Source organism: Bacillus sp. MD-5, from assembly GCF_002201875.1.
GTDB classification, from domain to species: Bacteria; Bacillota; Bacilli; order Bacillales; family Bacillaceae; genus Bacillus; species Bacillus stercoris.
On sequence record NZ_CP021911.1, the window covers coordinates 1,144,786 to 1,164,770 of the forward strand.

19 protein-coding genes are annotated in these 19,985 nt (G+C 45.9%); 14 read left to right on the forward strand and 5 right to left on the reverse strand.

The genetic code is table 11. The annotated features are described in order from the left end of the window. Positions 1–38: 38 nt before the first annotated feature. Entirely contained in the window at positions 39–227 is a 189-nt protein-coding gene (locus CDO84_RS05680; protein ID WP_003232781.1) for a DUF8096 family protein, read from the reverse strand. 174 nt (positions 228–401) lie between these two features. On the opposite strand from CDO84_RS05680, the gene CDO84_RS05685 reads away from it, so the two are divergent. Beyond that, a complete protein-coding gene (locus CDO84_RS05685) occupies positions 402–1,214 on the forward strand; it encodes a uroporphyrinogen-III synthase (RefSeq protein ID WP_040083399.1) in 813 nt (270 codons plus the stop codon). Positions 1,215–1,259: 45 nt separating this feature from the next. On the opposite strand, the gene CDO84_RS05690 is transcribed toward CDO84_RS05685, so the two are convergent. The 3 genes from CDO84_RS05690 to CDO84_RS05700 form a co-directional block, all read right to left on the reverse strand. After that, on the reverse strand, positions 1,260–2,012 hold the full coding sequence (locus tag CDO84_RS05690) for an ABC transporter permease (protein ID WP_040083398.1): 753 nt from the start codon (positions 2,010–2,012) through the stop codon (positions 1,260–1,262). Then, a complete protein-coding gene (locus tag CDO84_RS05695) occupies positions 2,012–2,764 on the reverse strand; it encodes an ABC transporter ATP-binding protein (RefSeq protein WP_040083397.1) in 753 nt (250 codons plus the stop codon). The genes CDO84_RS05690 and CDO84_RS05695 overlap by 1 nt, the downstream gene beginning before the upstream one ends. 120 nt (positions 2,765–2,884) lie before the next feature. Continuing rightward, a complete protein-coding gene (locus tag CDO84_RS05700; protein ID WP_040083396.1) occupies positions 2,885–3,859 on the reverse strand; it encodes a DMT family transporter in 975 nt (324 codons plus the stop codon). A 130-nt stretch (positions 3,860–3,989) separates the two neighbouring features. Here CDO84_RS05700 and CDO84_RS05705 point away from each other — a divergent pair, with 130 nt between their 5' ends. The 13 genes from CDO84_RS05705 to CDO84_RS05765 all read left to right on the forward strand — a co-directional run bounded on the left by CDO84_RS05705 (position 3,990) and on the right by CDO84_RS05765 (position 19,076). Further along, positions 3,990–4,487, forward strand: a complete 498-nt coding sequence (locus CDO84_RS05705; RefSeq protein ID WP_040083395.1) for a cupin domain-containing protein — start codon at positions 3,990–3,992, stop codon at positions 4,485–4,487. A 387-nt stretch (positions 4,488–4,874) separates the two neighbouring features. Next, positions 4,875–5,297 carry a DUF1641 domain-containing protein gene (locus CDO84_RS05710; RefSeq protein ID WP_014663610.1) on the forward strand — a complete coding sequence of 141 codons (423 nt, stop codon included), beginning with the start codon at positions 4,875–4,877 and terminating at the stop codon, positions 5,295–5,297. Positions 5,298–5,336: 39 nt separating this feature from the next. Further along, positions 5,337–6,515, forward strand: coding sequence for an NAD(P)/FAD-dependent oxidoreductase (locus CDO84_RS05715; RefSeq protein WP_040083394.1), 1,179 nt, complete (start codon positions 5,337–5,339; stop codon positions 6,513–6,515). 197 nt (positions 6,516–6,712) lie between these two features. After that, the gene (gene uxaC / locus CDO84_RS05720; protein ID WP_040083393.1) at positions 6,713–8,134 is read left to right on the forward strand and encodes a glucuronate isomerase; all 1,422 of its coding nucleotides are present in this window, start codon (positions 6,713–6,715) and stop codon (positions 8,132–8,134) included. 67 nt (positions 8,135–8,201) lie between these two features. Next, positions 8,202–9,581, forward strand: coding sequence for an MFS transporter (locus CDO84_RS05725; protein ID WP_040083392.1), 1,380 nt, complete (start codon positions 8,202–8,204; stop codon positions 9,579–9,581). A gap of 105 nt (positions 9,582–9,686) precedes the next feature. Continuing rightward, positions 9,687–10,700 (forward strand): ureidoglycolate dehydrogenase, encoded by a 1,014-nt coding sequence (gene allD / locus CDO84_RS05730; protein WP_040083391.1) that lies wholly within the window; start codon positions 9,687–9,689, stop codon positions 10,698–10,700. 5 nt (positions 10,701–10,705) lie between these two features. After that, complete coding sequence (locus CDO84_RS05735; RefSeq protein WP_014663616.1) at positions 10,706–11,725, forward strand: zinc-binding alcohol dehydrogenase family protein; 1,020 nt, start codon at positions 10,706–10,708, stop codon at positions 11,723–11,725. Positions 11,726–11,749: 24 nt separating this feature from the next. Next, entirely contained in the window at positions 11,750–12,829 is a 1,080-nt protein-coding gene (uxuA, locus tag CDO84_RS05740) for a mannonate dehydratase (RefSeq protein WP_014663617.1), read from the forward strand. After that, positions 12,826–13,662, forward strand: coding sequence for an SDR family oxidoreductase (locus tag CDO84_RS05745; RefSeq protein WP_040083390.1), 837 nt, complete (start codon positions 12,826–12,828; stop codon positions 13,660–13,662). Before uxuA ends, CDO84_RS05745 begins: the two co-directional genes overlap by 4 nt. 47 nt (positions 13,663–13,709) lie before the next feature. Beyond that, positions 13,710–14,978 carry an MFS transporter gene (locus tag CDO84_RS05750; protein WP_040083389.1) on the forward strand — a complete coding sequence of 423 codons (1,269 nt, stop codon included), beginning with the start codon at positions 13,710–13,712 and terminating at the stop codon, positions 14,976–14,978. Between the two features lie 87 nt (positions 14,979–15,065). Further along, positions 15,066–16,067: a LacI family DNA-binding transcriptional regulator gene (locus CDO84_RS05755; RefSeq protein ID WP_040083388.1), complete on the forward strand. Its 1,002-nt coding sequence runs from the start codon at positions 15,066–15,068 to the stop codon at positions 16,065–16,067. Between the two features lie 76 nt (positions 16,068–16,143). Beyond that, a complete protein-coding gene (locus tag CDO84_RS05760; protein WP_040083387.1) occupies positions 16,144–17,586 on the forward strand; it encodes a tagaturonate reductase in 1,443 nt (480 codons plus the stop codon). Further along, positions 17,583–19,076, forward strand: a complete 1,494-nt coding sequence (locus CDO84_RS05765) for a UxaA family hydrolase (protein ID WP_040083386.1) — start codon at positions 17,583–17,585, stop codon at positions 19,074–19,076. Before CDO84_RS05760 ends, CDO84_RS05765 begins: the two co-directional genes overlap by 4 nt. 38 nt (positions 19,077–19,114) lie before the next feature. On the opposite strand, the gene CDO84_RS05770 is transcribed toward CDO84_RS05765, so the two are convergent. Beyond that, the gene (locus tag CDO84_RS05770) at positions 19,115–19,879 is read right to left on the reverse strand and encodes a sulfite exporter TauE/SafE family protein (RefSeq protein WP_014663623.1); all 765 of its coding nucleotides are present in this window, start codon (positions 19,877–19,879) and stop codon (positions 19,115–19,117) included. Positions 19,880–19,985 lie beyond the last annotated feature (106 nt).

Sequence of the window (19,985 nt, forward strand, 5' to 3'; positions counted from 1 at the left end):
AAAAAACCGAAATCATCAATTCGATTTCGGTTTTTTGTTTAAATATTTTTTTTCATCCCGCATCTCCTGCATTCTCTAAGGAATTTTCCGCCTTTTACAGAGCTTTTGAACAATGTGTAATCACAATTGTCACAGCGCCCGCTGCGGGCATCCGGATATTCATTGAACTCGTAAACGATCGATGTATCGTAGCCTTTTGTTTCATATTCTTCTTTTTTTGTTTCCATGTCGATCCTCCGTTACAAAACGTGTTTGTTGTTTATCTTACAGCAAGCTTCAGTCGTATTCAAATGGATTTTGGAGGTTTGGGTTTATCTTGATTTCTCCCTTGGTTTGCGCCAAAATAGCTTTATTAAGCTTGTATACATAAAAAGCCTATACAAAGAGGAGAGGAATCGGGTATGGGAAAAGGGTTACATGGAAAGCGCGTGGCAATCGGGGGCTCCCGAAAAACGGAAGAAATCAGTACAATCATTGAAAAACAGGGCGGAACACCTGTCATCAGGCCTCTCCAAGGCACGGTTTACTTAGCGGAGAAGCAGGTGGAACCGGACTTGCGAACGTTTGTCGAGAAAAAAGCTGACTGGGTCATTTTCACGACAGGCATCGGCACGGAAACTCTGATCGATATGGCAGAGAAAATCGGTCTGAAAGACGAGTTTCTGCAGGCGATTCGCCAGGCAAAAGCGGCATGCCGGGGATACAAAACCCTGTCTGCGCTGAAAAAGCTTGGGATCACACCGGAAGTTTCAGATGAAGATGGGACAACAAGAGGCTTAATCCGTTCCTTGGAGCCTCACGACTTTTCAGGGAAAAAAGTCATGGTGCAGCTTCATGGAGAAAATGCGCCGGCCCTTATCGCATTTCTTGAAGAAAAGGGCGCGTCTGTCCTGCCGATTCTTCCTTATCAGCACATTCCGCCGGAGGAGGAAACGGTGGAGCGGTTATGCGGGGAGCTGATGAATAATGATATCGACGCTGTTTGTTTTACAACGGCCATTCAGGTTCGTTCCCTGTTTGATTTTGCCAGGGAGCGAGGCTATATCAATGAAGTGAAGACAGTATTCGAAGAGCGCACCATCGCAGCTGCTGTCGGAAAAGTGACTGCTGAGGCGCTGCGGGAAGAAGGCATCACGAGACTGCTTGCGCCAGAGATTGAGCGGATGGGCGCGATGATTATTGAGCTGGCCAAATATTATGAAGAAAAGGAATAACAAGTACAAAAAGCCGCTTTCCAAGGGAAAAGCGGCTTTTGTCTGTTATTCATTCTCCTTTAGCTGCTGATGGACGGTGAATAATGACGGGTATGTCAGCACGCTTAAGATTACGCAAGTCAGCGCGGCTGAGGCCATTGTTGTAAACACGATTAAGAGCTGAAAGCGCACTGCCTGAATCGGGTCCGCCCCGGCTAGAATCTGGCCTGTCATCATGCCGGGAAGCTGGACAAGTCCCAGTGTTTTCTGGCTTTCGAGCGTCGGGATCATACTCATTTTCATCGCTGAAGTAAGAATGCGCTGTATGGATTGCTTCGGTGTGCCGCCAAGCGACAATATTAATTGAATTTCTTCTTTGCGAACGCCAACTTCTGAGCTGAGCCGATTTAAAAACAAACTCGAAAGCACCATCGAGTTTCCGATGACCATCCCGCTGATCGGAATGACATATCGTGCTGTAAGCGGAATGATATGAAGAGACAGCAGAATTCCCTGCGTCACAATTTCTACAATCGCTAATGCGGCAAACACCCTCCAGAACGAACCAATTGTATTTTTCTTTCGTTTGATGACATTTTGCGCCGCCACCGCCAGCATTAACAGCACCATCAGCAGGATAAAAACAGGGTGGTCTCCGCGAAAAATCAGAGACAAAACATAACCGATGATAAGCAGTTGCACCGCGGCCCGGATGGTGGCAATGATCATATCTTTTTCTACGCCGGCTTTAAAGGATTTTGATAAAAACAAGGCGATCAAAACAAAGATCATCGTTAAAGAGAGAGAAAGGTAATCCATTACCGAGTGCCTCCCTTCAAAAACTCTTTGGCTGCTTCATGCTGCGGAGCGGAGAAAAATGTTTCGGTTTCAGCGATTTCAAGCAGCCGGCCATCCGCCATAAACCAAATGGTATCGGCTACTCGTTTTGCCTGCTCCATATTATGAGTGACCCACATGACTGTCCATTTTTTCTCTCGATGCTGACGTTTGATCAGTTCTTCAATCTCGAGAGCAGAAACTGGGTCCAAGGCCGACGTGATTTCGTCCAGCAATAAAATAGAGGAAGGATTTGAAATCGTTCTTGCCAGTGACAGCCTTTGCCGCTGTCCGCCCGATAAGTCTCTGGCGCTTCTGTCTAACAGCTCTGGCGAAAGCCCTGCAAGAGAAGCCAGCTTTTCTGGAGGGTACAGCTGGGATTGATGCAGCCTTTGGACCAGACTTAGATTGTCACGCACTGTCCCGTCGAGCACGGGGGCCGATTGAAACGCGAGGGCAGCCGTTCGTCTCAGCTCATTGACATTCCATTCTCTGATTTCCTTTCCATATATATTGACTTCGCCGCTGTCAGGCGTTCTCATTAAATTACACAAGGAAAGGAGGGTGCTTTTGCCTGAGCCGGAAGGGCCTAAAACGGCTACGATTGCACCCTGTTGAATGTCTCCGGTGACATCCCGCAGTACATCATAGGTTTGTCCATCTTGTTTATAGCTTTTTCTGATTGATCTGAAGGAGATCGCTGGTATGTTTTGTGTTTGATTAATTGCTTCCATTACAATAATCACCTTTCAATAATAAGTAGGCAGATATTATATTTAACTATACCGTGAAACAGATGCCTTTTGGTAGCAAAGATAAAGGAGAACAGGTTTTCACCCATTCTCCTGCAAATGCTACGCGGTCAAGTTTGACTGTGCTTTCTTTTTCGGTTTTCTCGGCTGTGAAGCGAAGGTATGTAACACCATCCCCGCTATAATAATGAACAAACCGGCAAATGATAATAGAGATGGGAAAACGCCTGACAGAAGAACAATTTCACCAAGCAGCGCGAAAATTACTTCACCGGATTGAGTGGCTTCAACGGCTGCGAGTTTTTGCGGATTGTCTCTTACCATATCAGTGGCCCAGAAAAATAAAACAGTCGCAATGATGCCTGAGCTGACGGCAACGATAAAGGATTGAACGGTTTGCCCCGCTGTCGGCAGGCCGTCTGACCACCAACCGTAAGCTGCTAATAGAAGCCAGAACGGAAGGCTTGCCAATGTCATTCCAAGCACGCGCTGAAATGTATCAAGCCGGCCACCGTATTCCTCGAGCATTCTCCTGTTTCCTAACGGATAGGCAAAAGCCGCAATGACAACCGGCAGCACACTGAAAAGCAGCATCTTTCCTGAAAGCGATTCCGCATGCTGAAGCTGAATCAGAGCCGCTCCAATCAGGATGATCACGGAAGTGCCAAGTGAAACCAGAGGAATCTTTTGCCGAACGAGCTGCGGACCGCCCGGCATATCTTGTTTGACATAAAACAAAGGAGACAAGAGCACACCGGCTACAATTGTAATTTGCCAGGTGCCGGCTATAAGCCATCCCGGACCGTAGGCAGCCGCAAATGTGATCGGCGCGTAAAAAAGCACGAAGCCGACAAAGCTCCATTTGAGCCAAAAGAACGGCTTTTTCCGCATCTCTTGTACGAGAGGCGTGAATGTCCCTCTCATGATGACAATCACACATAAAAACGGCACCATAAAAATAAAGCGCAGCGATGAGCTCCAGAGCCAGCTGCCTCCAGATAACTCCATCGCTCTGTTTAATATAAAGGTAACGGCGAAAAAGAGTGAAGCTAAAATTCCGATAACAATAGCTTTCATGGTATCCCTCATTCTGGCATTATTTTTTATACTATACTATTTGGTATCATGCAGATCAATGGAATCGTGAGAAAAACATCATGTTTTGCGAACCGCTATGTGTGGAACATAAAAAAGGGAGGTGAAATTGATGGAAGCAAAGACACAGACATATTTTTTTCCGGATGACGGCAGGATTCCGAATCATCCTGAGTATCCGCTCGTGGTATATCAAAACGCGATTAAGAATACCAGTCAGGCAGAGCGGATCGTCACCCGGCATGGCTGGTCAAACAGCTGGTTAGGAAGTGTTTTTCCATACCATCATTATCACAGCAATACGCATGAAGTCCTGATTGCAGTTAGGGGAGAGGCTGTCATTCAGTTCGGGGGAGAAAAAGGAGCTGTCATCCCTTTCAAAACAGGCGATGCAGTCGTGATTCCAGCCGGAGTCGGTCATAAAAAGCTAAGCTCAAGTCCCGATTTTACTGTCCTTGGCGCCTATCCCGGAGGCATTCAGTATGATATGAAGACGGGAAAGCCGGATGAGCGGGAGGAAGCGGTCAAACAGATAAAGAAGGCGGCGTTGCCGGCGAATGATCCGATCACAGGAAAAAGAGAGCCTCTATTGGAAATATGGGTAAAGTGAAGGGAGAAATTGCTGGATTGTCAATAACTAGTGTCACAGAAACGTTATGACATGAGCTCCATATAAATTAATTTCATAATCGAAGCAATTCACGTTCAAATTTTGTTCAAAAAGTGTTATCATATAGAAGGTAATCGAATTGGAGTTTTTTGTGTTTGCTATTTTCAGAGAGAGTAAAGGATTTTGACTTATTCAATTGTTTATTTTTTGATAAAAATAATACTGAATATGGCAAGATGAAAAACTGGGTAGTAAACATTTATTTTTGTAAATGATTGTGCACGAATTCACAATCCTTATTCTTATGCCTTAAAAGCGTGAGACAGGGAGAGGCACTACCCTTTCCAAACAAATCAGCAAACTGCTTATAGTAAAGGAGAATTGGATATGCCAGAAACAATCGATCAAACAAATGCGTCTGTCAGCCAAAGCCAGCAAGATCTTATTGATCAGCTATTAAAGCCAGAAGTTCAAGAATCATTGACTGTTTTAGTTGACCAGCTTCCGAAGCTGACTGAGTTAGTCAATATTTTAACGAAGTCTTATGATTTCGCTCAGTCTGTAGCGACTGACGAAGTGTTAAAAAACGACACAGTCGGTGCGATCACTGAAATTCTTGAGCCTGTAAAAGAAACAGCGAAAGAAGTAGCTGCGACTGCGATCGAAGCAAAAGACCGCGCGGAAGCAAGCAACGAAACAATTGGTCTTTTCGGCCTGCTGCGTATGCTGAAAGATCCTCAAGCTCAAAAGCTGTTCCGTTTTGCTAACAGCTACCTTGAAGTCATGAACGAACGCGAAAACCAAAAATAATCTCAGATTCAAATTGATATAAAGGACGGAGGATATACGATGTCAAAACATATTGTCATTCTAGGCGCTGGTTATGGCGGAGTTCTTTCTGCTCTAACAGTTCGCAAACATTACACAAAAGAACAAGCACGCGTGACAGTGGTAAACAAATACCCAACTCACCAAATCATTACGGAATTACACCGTCTTGCTGCAGGCAACGTGTCTGAAAAAGCGGTTGCTATGCCATTAGAAAAACTTTTCAAAGGCAAAGACATTGATCTTAAAATCGCGGAAGTAAACTCTTTCTCTGTTGATAAAAAAGAAGTGGCGCTTGCTGACGGTTCTACATTATCTTACGATGCGCTTGTTGTAGGTCTTGGTTCTGTAACGGCTTATTTCGGCATCCCAGGTCTTGAAGAAAACAGCATGGTGTTGAAATCTGCTGCTGATGCGAACAAAGTCTTCCAGCATGTTGAAGATCGTGTGCGCGAGTACTCTAAAACGAAAAACGAAGCAGACGCAACAATCCTTATCGGCGGAGGCGGATTAACAGGCGTTGAGCTTGTTGGTGAGCTTGCTGACATCATGCCGAACCTTGCGAAAAAATACGGCGTAGACCATAAAGAAATCAAATTAAAACTTGTTGAAGCTGGTCCTAAGATCCTTCCTGTTCTTCCGGATGATCTTATCGAGCGTGCAACTGCAAGCCTTGAAAAACGCGGCGTTGAGTTCTTAACAGGTCTCCCTGTTACAAATGTAGAAGGAAACGTAATTGATCTGAAAGACGGATCTAAAGTTGTTGCCAACACATTTGTTTGGACTGGCGGCGTACAAGGTAACCCATTAGTCGGTGAATCAGGCCTAGAAGTGAACCGCGGACGCGCGACTGTAAACGACTTCCTGCAATCTACATCTCATGAAGATGTATTCGTTGCTGGAGACAGCGCCGTTTACTTCGGACCAGACGGCCGTCCATACCCGCCAACTGCACAAATCGCATGGCAAATGGGTGAGCTGATCGGTTACAACCTATTCGCTTACCTAGAAGGCAAAACACTTGAAACATTCAAGCCAGTTAACTCTGGTACACTTGCAAGCCTTGGACGCAAAGACGCGGTTGCCATTATTGGTGCTAATTCTACACCGCTTAAAGGTCTTCCTGCTTCCTTGATGAAAGAAGCAAGTAATGTACGATATTTGACACATATTAAAGGACTTTTCAGCCTGGCTTACTAATCCTTTTAATGAATCTGGCATTGCCAAAAGCATTCCTTTCCGAGTGCTTTCTGGCAATGTCTTTTTTTATGTTTATGACAGCGTTAACATTTCATTTTCAAAAAAGAGATTGATCCCAGAGGAATATAAAGGTAAAATAAAAACAAATCAAAATGTTAACGTTAACATTTTGAAATAGAATGAAAGATGGTGAGGACATGGAACCCTTCATGGGCGAAAACTTTTTATTGAAAAATGAAACCGCTGTCATCCTCTATCACAAGTATGCGAAAGACATGCCGATTATTGATTACCACTGCCACTTAAGCCCGAAAGAAATCTATGAAAATAAAACATTTCAAAACATCACGGAAGCCTGGCTGTATGGTGACCATTATAAATGGCGCATCATGAGAGCCAATGGAATTGAGGAGACATACATCACCGGAGATGCGCCAGATGAGGAGAAATTTATGGCTTGGGCGAAAACCGTGCCGATGGCGATCGGAAATCCGCTCTATAACTGGACCCACTTAGAATTGCAGCGTTTTTTTGGCATTTATGAGATTTTAAACGAGAACTCCGGGCCGGCTATATGGAAACGGACAAATGAACTGCTCCAAGGGGAAGGCTTCGGTGCAAGGGATTTAATCATGAAATCAAATGTAAAGGTTGTGTGCACAACGGATGACCCTGTCGATTCTCTTGAATACCATCTATTATTAAGAAAAGACAAAGATTTTCCTGTCAGCGTGCTGCCTGGATTTCGGCCGGATAAAGGACTTGAGATCAATCGTGAAGGCTTTCCGGATTGGGTGCAGTCACTTGAAGATGCCGCCGCCATATCCATTACAACCTATGATGAGTTTTTAAAAGCGTTGGAAAAACGAGTGCGATTCTTCCATTCAGCTGGCGGCAGAGTGTCTGATCACGCGATAGATTCAATGGTATTTGCCGAAACGACAAAAGAAGAAGCTGGACGGATTTTTGCTGACAGATTACAAGGAACAGAGGTTTCTTATGAAGATGAGAAGAAATTTAAGACATATACACTTCAGTTTCTTTGCGGATTGTATGCGGAGCTTGATTGGGCGATGCAGTTTCATATCAACGCTTTAAGAAACACGAATACAAAAATGATGAAAAGGCTCGGTCCTGATACAGGCTATGATTCTATGAACGATGAAGAAATTGCGAAGCCTTTATACAAGCTGCTGAACTCAGTTGAGATGAAGAACCAGCTGCCGAAAACGATTTTATATTCACTGAATCCCAATGATAACTATGTCATTGCCAGCATGATCAACAGTTTTCAGGACGGTATAACCCCGGGAAAAATACAATTTGGCACAGCCTGGTGGTTTAACGATACTAAAGACGGGATGCTGGACCAAATGAAAGCGTTATCAAACGTTGGCCTTTTCAGCCGTTTTATCGGCATGCTCACCGATTCCCGAAGCTTTCTTTCGTATACGCGCCACGAATATTTCAGGCGAATCGTCTGCAATTTGATTGGGGAATGGGTTGAAAACGGTGAAGTGCCGCGCGATATGGAGCTTCTGGGAAACATCGTTCAGGGAATTTGCTATGACAATGCGAAACACTACTTTCAATTTCAAGAAGAAAAAGCAAACGTGTAACAAAGTGTCCGCTCAGCATCACTGAGCGGACCACTGCCCGAAAATTCTTAAGACACAGAGGTGGAACATGCGAACTGAACTGGCAAATAAGGTTGTGTCGGTCGAAACGGAAAAAAGGCTTTCGTTGAAGGAAAAAATCTCCTATGGTTTTGGTGATTTTGGCAACGGTTTTATGTTTGATCTCGGTCAGATTTATTTATTGAAGTATTTCACTGATGTAGCGGGAATTCCGGCTGCGATGGCCGGCGGCATTTTTTTAGTCAGCAAGCTGTTTGCGGCGATAACAGATCCAATTGTCGGCTCATCAATCGATTATCGCAAAAACATCGGCAAACGAGGGAAATTCAGGCCTTATTTATTAATCGGCAGCATCGTGCTCGCGGTGCTTACTGTTCTTATTTTTCTGTCTCCAAATGTATCAACGACCGGAAAACTGATTTATGCCTATGCATCCTATATGATTTGGGGCATCGGCTATTCGTTTGTGAATATTCCCTACGGCTCATTAGGAGCAGCAATGACTCAAAATTCTGAGGACCGAACCTCCATTTCGACGTTCCGCCAAATCGGATCACTTGGCGCCTTGTTTATCACAAGTGTGGCCGTAATGCCGCTTCTCGTCAAATTTGATAATCCGAAGGTCGGCTACCCCGTGGTCATGGGCTTGTTCGCCGCGCTCGGTGTGCTTTGGTTTTATATTTGCTACCGCAATTGCAAAGAGCGCGTTGTCATATCGGAAGCCCCTAAAGAAAAATTAACATTCTCATCTGTCGTCAAAACATTTATTACAAATAAACCGCTGTTAACCCTTGTCCTAATGACGATTTTTTCAATTTCCGCATACAACATCAAATCCGCCATGCTCGTCTATTTCGCACAATATAACCTGGGCAATGTTGAATTAATGGCTTATATGAACTTCATCATTATTGGTTCTTCCTTTTTGGGCGTCGTATTCCTTCCAAAGCTCGTCAAGATGTTTGGAAAGAAACGAACGGCTATGATTGGCTTTGCCATCAGTGTGGCCGCGGATCTGATCAACTTTATGCTTCCATCTAACGTTTATGTGTTTACCATTCTCGCCAGCATCGCCTTTATCGGAATCAGTATCCCAAACGGCATCACGTGGGCTCTTGTCTCCGATATTATCGACTATGGCGAATGGAAATCCGGTGAACGGAAAGAAGCAACGACATATTCACTTTTCAATTTTTCCAGAAAGCTAGCTCAGTCTTTGTCTGGGTTTCTTTCGGGGATCGGTTTGGGGATAATCGGCTACGTGCCGAATGCAGTTCAGACAGCACAGGCACTGATCGGCATCAAAGCGCTTTTGCTTCTGTATCCGGCCATTGCTTTGGCATTGGCGATGATCATTATTGGTTTTCTTTATAAACTCACAGACCAGCAGCATGCTCAGATTGTTCAGGATCTTCATCAAAAGAGCTGATGATGTAATATAAAGAATATTTGAAATAATCCGTAAATAAAATGTGTTTGTAGGGGTTTTCACTAATGGGTGCCCGGAAGCACTGAAAAGGAAGGAGGCACTTAATTGAAAACGATAACAATTGCAGCTGAAGAAGCAAAGGGACTCGTTCGGAAAAAGCTTGCCGGTGCCGGTTTGAATGAACGAAATGCTGAAAAAGTAGCAGATGTCCTCGTGCACGCTGATTTGCGCAATGTACATTCGCATGGCGTGCTGCGTACAGAACACTATGTGAACAGGCTTTTAGCGGGAGGGATCAACCCTGAGGCACAGCCTGTTTTTAAAGAAACGGGGCCTGTGACCGGAGTGCTGGATGGTGATGACGGATTCGGCCATGTGATTTGTGATATGGCAATGGACCATGCAATTGTCATGGCCAAGAAAAATGGTGTCGGCATGGTCACAGCCGTCAACAGCAGCCATTGCGGGGCGCTAAGCTATTTTGTGCAAAAAGCGGCTGACGAAAAACTGATCGGATTGGCAATGACGCATACGGACAGTATCGTTGTCCCGTTTGGAGGAAGGGCTCCTTTTTTAGGGACAAATCCGATTGCTTACGGTGTTCCGGCTAAGCATAAAAAACCGCTTATTCTCGATATGGCGACGTCCAAAGTGGCTTTCGGGAAGATTCTGCAGGCCCGTGAAGAGGACAAGGAAATTCCTGAAGGATGGGGAGTCGATGAAAACGGAGAAGCAGTAACGGATCCTGACAAGGTTGTTTCACTTTCAACATTCGGAGGCCCGAAAGGCTATGGACTATCGATTGTGGTGGATGTGTTTTCCGGATTGCTTGCTGGCGCGGCTTTTGGCCCTCATATTGCGAAAATGTACAGCGGCCTTGATCAAAAAAGAAAGCTGGGGCATTACGTTTGCGCGATCAATCCATCCTTTTTTACCGACCGGGATACGTTTTTAGAGCAGATGGATGCCATGCTTCATGAACTGCAGCAGTCTCCTCCAGCTGCTGGAGTCGAGAGAGTGTTTGTGCCTGGTGAGATCGAGCAGCTGCATGAAGAAAGAAATAAGGAACACGGAATATCAATTGCTCGGAGTGTGTATGAATTCTTAAAAAGCAGGTGAGAAAAATGAAAGCGGTTCAAGTGCGAAAACCGTATGATCTGGTGACAGAGGAGATAAAGAAGCCGGTTCTTTCTATGGATGATGAAGTGCTCGTGAAAGTCAAGCGAGTCGGGATTTGCGGATCAGACATGCATATTTATCATGGGACGAATCCGCTCGCTACCCTCCCGAGAGTCATCGGACACGAGGTAACGGGACAAGTGGAGGCAGTTGGGGCGAATGTACAGAGCCTAAAAGCCGGTGACCATGTGGTAATTGAGCCGATTTCTTATTGCGGAACTTGCTATGCCTGCCGCAAAGGGCGGCCGAATGTTTGTGCCAAGCTCTCCGTGTTTGGCGTACATGAAGACGGGGGCATGCGGGAATATATTGTGCTTCCGGAAAGGCAGCTTTACGCGGTTTCAAAGGACTTGCCTTGGGAGGAAGCGGTCATGGCCGAGCCTTATACGATAGGGGCCCAGGCAGTGTGGAGAGGGCAGGTGGAAAAAGGTGATACCGTTCTGATCCAGGGAGCGGGGCCTATTGGGATCTGTGTGTTAAAAATGGCAAAGCTGGCGGGTGCTGCTGTCATGATGACTGACTTGAACAACGAGCGGCTGGCGTTTGCAAAAGAAAACGGCGCCGATGCTGTTGTAAATGTCCAAGCAGAACATGTTGCCGAGCGGGTCCGTGAATGGACTGGGCATGAGGGAGCAAATGTGGTCATTGATGCTGTTTGCCTGCCGGAGACTTTTGCGTTTTCCGTTGAGGCCGTTTCACCTGCGGGACGTGTGGTTGTGCTTGGATTTGATGAAAGAGCGGCACAGATTTCTCAGCTGCCGATTACAAAAAAAGAAGTCACAATAACCGGGTCGAGATTGCAGACCAATCAGTTTCCCAAGGTGGTAGAGCTTTTGAATAAAGGCCGGTTAGCGCATAACGGGCTTGTGACCCATACATTTTCAGTGGATGATGTCCATCACGCATTTCAGTTTATTAAGGAGCATCCAGATCAGGTACGGAAAGCTGTCATCGCGTTTGATTAATCGACTGAATCCGGAGGTGAAAGCATGAATATGACATTTCGATGGTATGGCCGAGGCAACGATACAGTCACACTTGAACACGTGAAGCAAATTCCCGGTGTCAAAGGCATCGTTTGGGCTCTTCATCAAAAGCCTGTCGGCGACGTGTGGGAAAAAGAAGAAATCAGAGCCGAAACCGAATATATTCAATCCTATGGTTTTCATGCTGAAGTTGTAGAAAGCGTGAATGTTCACGAAGCGATTAAACTCGGGAACGAAGAACGCGGCCGATATATTGAAAACTACAAACAAACGATCCGCAACCTTGCCGGATTTGGCGTGAAAGTGATCTGCTATAATTTTATGCCGGTTTTTGATTGGACACGCACGGACATGTTCCGGCCGCTGGAAGATGGATCAACCGCTCTGTTTTTTGAAAAGGCCAAGGTGGAAAGCCTTGAGCCCCAAGAGCTGATTCGGACGGTGGAGCAAGCATCTGACATGACACTGCCGGGGTGGGAGCCCGAAAAATTGGCTCGGATCAAAGAGCTTTTTTCGGCCTACAGAACGATCGATGAAGAACAGCTATGGGACAATTTATCATTCTTTTTGCAGGAAATTCTTCCTGTTGCAGAAAGTCACGGTGTTCAAATGGCCATTCATCCGGATGACCCGCCATGGCCGATTTTTGGACTGCCGCGCATTATCACGGGGGAGGCAAGCTATAAGAAACTGCGGGCGATATCAGATTCACCGTCTAATTGCATCACCCTTTGTACAGGTTCAATGGGAGCCAATCCCGCTAACGACATGGTGGAGATCGCTAAGACATATGCCGGCATTGCTCCGTTTTCACATATTCGCAATGTGAAAATTTATGAGAATGGCGATTTTATTGAAACATCGCATGTAACAAAGGATGGTTCGATCAACATTCAAGGCGTGATGGAAGAACTGCATAAGCAGGATTACGAAGGATATGTCAGACCGGATCATGGTCGCCATCTTTGGGGTGAGCAATGCCGCCCGGGATATGGCTTATACGATCGGGCACTTGGCATCATGTATTTGAACGGGCTGTGGGACGCCTATGAAGCAATGGCAAAAAAAGAGGTGGGCGTATGATCCCGCTGCATGAGAACCTTGCTGGTAAAACAGTTGTCATCACTGGCGGCAGCGGTGTGCTTTGCTCTGAGATGGCCAGGGAGCTAGCCCGTCATGGCATGAGGGTGGCGATATTGAATCGGACGGCTGAAAAAGGCCAGGCGGTCGTGAAGGAGATAACGGCGGCGGGCGGCACAGCGTGCTCTGTTGCAGCGGATGTGCTGGACAGGGAGTCACTGGAGCGGGCAAAGAAAGACATCCTTGGCCGATTCGGCGCTGTTGATCTGTTAATTAACGGGGCTGGCGGCAATCATCCTGACGCGATAACCGATGTGGAGACATATGAAGAAGCGGGAGAAGGCCAATCCTTTTTTGATATGGATGAGGGAGGCTTTTCAACTGTTTTTTCCACCAACTTCACCGGTGCGTTTCTGGCCTCGCAAGTGTTTGGAAAAGAGCTGCTGAAGGCGGATTCACCGGCGATTATCAATCTTTCTTCCATGAGTGCTTATTCACCTATGACGAAGGTTCCGGCATACAGTGCTGCCAAGGCGTCCATCAATAACTTTACGATGTGGATGGCCGTTCATTTTGCCGAAACCGGGCTGCGGGTCAATGCGATTGCCCCAGGCTTTTTTCTGACAAAACAAAATCATGATCTGCTGATTAACCAAGACGGAACGTTCACCAGCCGATCTCACAAAATTATCGCGGGAACACCGATGAAGCGCTTCGGAAAACCGGAGGATTTGCTCGGCACGCTTCTTTGGCTGGCGGATGAATCCTATTCGGGTTTTGTCACCGGAATCACCGTTCCTGTCGATGGAGGATTTATGGCTTATTCAGGTGTGTAACGAAAGCGGTGCAACAGAAACTGAACCAACATAGGGGTGAGGTTGAGATGTTTTCAAAAGATAAGCTTCCTATTATCCTTTTTTTGTTCCTGGCAGGGGTAATTAATTACCTGGATCGCTCGGCGCTTTCCATTGCAGCTCCTTTTATTCAGGATGATCTCACATTGTCAGCCACGCAAATGGGCTTGATTTTCAGCAGTTTTTCGATTGGTTATGCCATTTTTAACTTTCTTGGGGGCGTGGCATCCGACCGCTACGGGGCAAAACTGACCCTATTTGTCGCGATGGTCGTTTGGTCGCTGTTTAGCGGAGCAGTCGCCCTCGCTTTTGGTTTTGTCAGCCTGCTGATTATCCGTATTCTCTTTGGAATGGGAGAAGGCCCGCTGTCTGCGACCATCAACAAGATGGTGAATAACTGGTTCCCGCCGACCCAGCGGGCGTCCGTCATCGGTGTAACCAACAGCGGCACGCCGCTCGGAGGAGCCATTTCCGGTCCGATTGTCGGCATGATTGCAGTGGCGTTCAGCTGGAAATTATCCTTCGTTCTCATTATGATCATTGGTTTGATATGGGCAGTGCTCTGGTTCAAATTTGTCAAAGAAAAGCCGCCAGAGACGGTGAAGGAAGCACCGGCAATCAAAGCAGAAACGTCTCCTGGAGAAAAAATGCCGCTCACCTTTTACCTGAAGCAAAAAACGGTCCTGTTCACGGCGTTCGCTTTTTTCGCTTACAACTACATCCTCTTCTTCTTTTTGACGTGGTTTCCGAGCTATCTTGTCGAAGAGCGGGGCTTAAGTGTTGAATCGATGAGTGTTATCACGGTCATACCGTGGGTTTTAGGCTTTATCGGGCTTGCTGCAGGAGGATTTGTTTCTGACTATGTGTACAAAAAAACGTCTCGAAAAGGCGTGCTGTTCTCACGCAAGGTTGTGCTTGTCACGTGTTTGTTTTCATCAGCTGTCCTAATTGGTTTTGCCGGGCTAGTGGGAACGACTGCGGGCGCTGTCACACTGGTCGCTTTGTCAGTATTTTTTCTATATTTAACAGGTGCTATCTATTGGGCTGTGATTCAAGATGTGGTTGATCAAAACAATGTCGGTTCTGTTGGCGGCTTCATGCATTTCCTCGCCAACACAGCAGGAATTATCGGCCCGGCTTTAACCGGCTTTATTGTTGACCAAACGGGCACGTTTTCTGGAGCGTTTTTGCTTGCCGGAGGGTTAGCTGTCTTCGCGTCACTTGCTGTGATTCGTTTTGTCCGTCCGATCATCGGCAAACCAGCAGGAACAGAAGCTGAGAATCCGGTGTCTTATTAATCTGGAAATATAGTGGGAGAGGCGGTATGTTTGATGATACAATATACAGTAAATAATCGCAGCCGGTATGATAAGGAAGGGAATTAGATGGTAACCATAAAAGATATCGCAAAACTCGCTAACGTATCCCACACAACCGTTTCCAGAGCACTCAACAATAGCCCTTACATCAAAGAGCATACGAAGAAAAAAATAGTAGAGCTTGCAGAGAAGCTCAACTATACACCAAATGTAAACGCGAAAAGCCTGGCGATGCAAAAGTCACATACGATCGGGCTTTTCTTTACAAGCATCACAAACGGAACTTCACACAGCTTCTTTGCAGACACAATCAAAGGCGTCAATCAAGCCATAAGTGAGGATTACAATCTCTATGTGCGCGGCATTGATGATCTGAAAAACTATGACTCCGTTACACCGATGAGGTATGACGGCATCATTTTAATGAGCCAAAGTGATATTGATAATTCTTTCATTTACCATATACGAGAAAAAAACATTCCGCTTGTCGTGCTGAATCGTGATATTGATGACCGCACCATCACGAATATTTTATCCAATGACAAGGAGGGCTCCCAGGAAGCTGTAGAATACTTTATTAAGACCGGACATCAAAACATCGCCATCATCGAGGGGATGGAAGGCTTTAAATCCTCCCAGCAGCGAAAGGAAGGCTACTTATCCGCACTGATTCAACATCATATTCCAATCAAGCATGAATACAGTGTCAAAGGACAGTACGATATGGAAAGCGGCTTTCAAGCGATGGAGCGGCTGCTGGCGCTGCCGAATCTTCCAACCGCTGTCTTTTGTTCGAATGATGACATGGCAATCGGAGCGATGAATGCGATATTCGCAAAGGGCCTGCGCGTACCTGATGATATTTCGGTAATCGGGTTTGATGATATTGGGTTTTCACAATACATCACGCCAAGGCTTTCAACAGTAAAGCGCCCAGTGGAGAAAATCAGCGTGCTCGGCGCGCAAAAACTATTGTCGCTGATCAGCGAGCCGGAAACAAAAGCGGAGAAAATCTTGGAAAACACAGAATTCATCGTGCGTGATTCAGTCAGACGATTGACAACGTGATGCCCCGTTTTTCAGCGGGCATTCTTTACACAGAAAAATGTTAACGTATGCATAAAAGAAGAGGGAGGCAATAAGGGTGCAGAAGCTGAATAAACATGTGTACGATCACTATACTCAGTCTCCAGAAAAAATTCTCCAATTCGGAGAAGGAAACTTTCTTCGGGGATTTGTCGATTGGCAGATTGATCAATTGAATCAACACACTGATTTTAATGGGAGCGTGGCAGTTGTCCAGCCAAGAGGCTCAGAAAAAATCAAACGATTAAATCAGCAAGATGGGCTATATACGCTCTTTTTACAAGGAATGAAAGACGGAGAAGCGGTAAACGAGCATATGATTATCAACTCAATCAGCCGAGGAATTGACCTGTTTTCTGATTATGAAGCATACAAAGAATTGGCATCAAGCGAAGAGCTGCGGTTTATCATCTCCAACACGACGGAGGCCGGGATCGTATGTGATGAAAAAGATCGTTTAGAGGATAGGCCGCCAAAAACATTCCCTGGGAAATTAACTGCATTTCTCTACTTCCGCTATCAGGCTTTTAAAGGAGATCAGACAAAAGGGTGTGTCCTAATCCCATGTGAGCTGATCGAGAAGAACGGCGAAAAGCTGAAGGAAACGGTTCTTCATTATGCACATCTGTGGAAGCTGGAGGAAGGATTTACACAGTGGATTCATGAGGCCAATACATTTTGTAATAGTTTAGTAGACCGGATTGTCCCGGGTTTTCCGGTCGACAGCATTGATGAGATCACGGCAGAACTGGGCTATCAAGATGAACTGATAGTTGTGGGAGAGCAGTATTATTTATGGGTTATCGAGGGGCCGGATTGGATTGGAAAAGAAATTCCCTTTGCGGCTGCAGGGCTCAATACAAAAATCGTCAGCGACCTCACCCCGTATCGGACAAAAAAAGTAAGAATTTTAAATGGCGCTCACACAGCAATGACGCCAGTGGCATTGTTGTACGGCTTAAAAACTGTTCGGGATGCTGTCGAGCATCCGGAAGTGGGGCGGTTTATAAGAGAGCTGATCAATGACGAAATTCTTCCTGTTTTAAAACTGGAAGGTCTTTCTCAGTATGCTGACGATGTGCTGAACCGTTTTAAAAACCCGTATATGAAGCATTATCTGGAAAGCATTGCATTGAATTCCGTTTCCAAATTCAAAACGAGAAACCTGCCGACTCTTAAGGAATATGCTGAACAAAAGAGACAGCTCCCTGAACGCTTGGTGTTTTCCTTCAGCGCTCTTCTGTATTTTTATCAGGGTTACGAGACATTGCAGGATGATCCGGCTGTTCTTCAATTGTTCAAAGAGGTTTGGAGCCAGGAGGATGGAGACATGCTTCGAATTGCATCAAGAGTGTTAGGCGAACAGCGGCTGTGGGAGGCAGATCTCAATGAGATACCAAAGCTGACTGAGAGAGTCGCTGATTACTTGAATCATATTCATGAGCTGGGCATGCAGCGGGCTCTTGAAAAATACTGCATACAAAGGGGAGAGGTACGTTGAAGTCGTTTATAAAGATTCATAAGCAAGATAATGTCCTTCTTGCTCTGCGGGATATCCAAAAGGGAGAGCGGCTGCATACGGGCGGCGTGTCGATTGAAGTAAAGGATGATATAAAAAGAGGCCACAAGATTGCATTGCAGTCTATTAAAGAAAACGACAGCATCATTAAATACGGGTTTCCAATTGGGCATGCATCACAAGATATTTCGATCGGAGAGCATATTCATGTCCATAATACGAAAACAAACCTGTCAGATATCCAATCATACAGCTATACACCGAGATTTGATGAAAATCCGTATTCTAATGAGAACCGGACATTTAAAGGCTTTAGAAGAGAAAACGGTGATGCGGGTGTACGCAATGAATTGTGGATTGTGCCAACTGTCGGCTGCGTCAATGGAATTGCAGAAAAAATGCTGCAGCATTTTGTCAGAGAAACGGGAGATATCGCTCCATTTGATAACGTACTCGTGCTGAAACATCAATACGGATGCTCGCAGCTTGGCGATGATCACGAAAATACGAAGCAAATCCTGCTGAACGCCATTCGCCATCCAAATGCCGGCGGCGTATTGGTGCTAGGGCTAGGGTGTGAAAACAATGAACTGGCAAAAATGAAGGAAGCACTCCAGGATGTAAATCTGAATCGAGTGAAATTCCTCGAATCCCAGTCGGTGACCGACGAAATGGAGGCAGGCGTTGCTTTGCTAAAGGAAATACATGAAGCGGCCAAAGGGGATACGAGAGAAGACATTCCGCTGTCCGAACTGAAGATCGGACTGAAGTGCGGAGGTTCGGATGGTTTTTCCGGCATAACCGCAAACCCGCTGCTTGGCCGTTTTTCAGATTATCTCATTGCACAGGGAGGGAGCACGGTGCTGACGGAAGTTCCGGAAATGTTCGGTGCGGAAACCATCCTGATGCAGCGGGCTGCCAGTGACGAAGTGTTTCATAAGGTAGTTCAATTAATCAACGACTTTAAACAATATTTTATCAAACATGATCAGCCGGTGTATGAAAATCCTTCACCGGGCAACAAAGCGGGCGGCATTTCTACACTTGAGGATAAATCGCTGGGCTGTACGCAAAAAGCGGGGATTTCTCCTGTCACGGATGTCTTGAAATACGGGGAAGTACTCAAGACAAAAGGGCTGACACTTTTGAGCGCGCCGGGCAATGATTTGATCGCTTCCTCCGCATTGGCGGCGGCCGGCTGCCAAATTGTCCTCTTTACAACGGGGAGAGGCACGCCGTTTGGCACCTTTGTCCCGACGGTGAAGGTAGCAACAAACACCGAGCTGTATGAGGCGAAGCCGCATTGGATTGATTTTAACGCAGGCCTTTTAGCGGAGGATGATGTTCATGAGGAGTATGTGCTGCGGGAGTTTATCCACTATATGATTGAGGTGGCAAGCGGCCAGCTTGTGAACCATGAAAAAAATGATTTCAGAGAACTCGCCATTTTTAAATCGGGTGTGACGCTATAATAAGAAAAGGCTATCCGCTTGAAGGATAGCCTTCTTCATTAAATCAATTTTAAACCGCTGACTAAAATAATGGACGCCATAATAAATTGCAGCGGACGCGGGGAGAATCGAGGCGAAAGATGGCTTCCGATTAGCACGCCGGGAATTGAACCAATGAGCAGATTAGCTGCCAGCATGTAATCCACGCTTCCGAAGCTTGCGTTCAAAATGCCTGCTGCCGTAACGAGAAGAAAAGCATGCGCGATATCGGTTCCGACAATCTGAGACGCTTTCATGTTAAATAAGTAAATCATGGCGATTGCAAATAATGAGCCGGAACCGATTGATGTTAAGCCGACGATAAACCCAAACACAACACCAATAAGAATCGTCAGCGCCCGCTTATTTTCAAGCGGCATCAGCTGCCAGCGGTTCGGACGAAGCTTTCTATCCAAAAACAAACGAACGATGATTGAAATGGCAACCAGCGTTAACACGTATCCTAGAGCGTGCTTAATAATTTCTTCCTGATGCTGGTGGAAGGCGGGGAACAAATGCAAGATGCCAATGGCTAGCGAGGCACTCGGAATACTGCCGATGGCTAAGTATTTTACCAATTGAAAGTTAATCGTTTTCTGCCGCCAATGGGAGGCAACGCCAAACAGCTTTGTGATCGAGTTATATACAAGATCCGTACCGACCGCGATGGAAGGGTTAATTCCAAGCACAATTAAAAGGGGAGTCAATAAGGCGGCTCCGCCCACACCCGTCAATCCGACTAAGGCTCCGACAAACAAACCCATCAATATGATGCTTACACTCATGATAAAGGCCTCCTGAAAACCCGACTATTTTTATCAGATTATATATGATTAGGTCACGTTAATCAATTAAATTTTTTGAATTTTTGCACGTTAGATGTTTGAAATT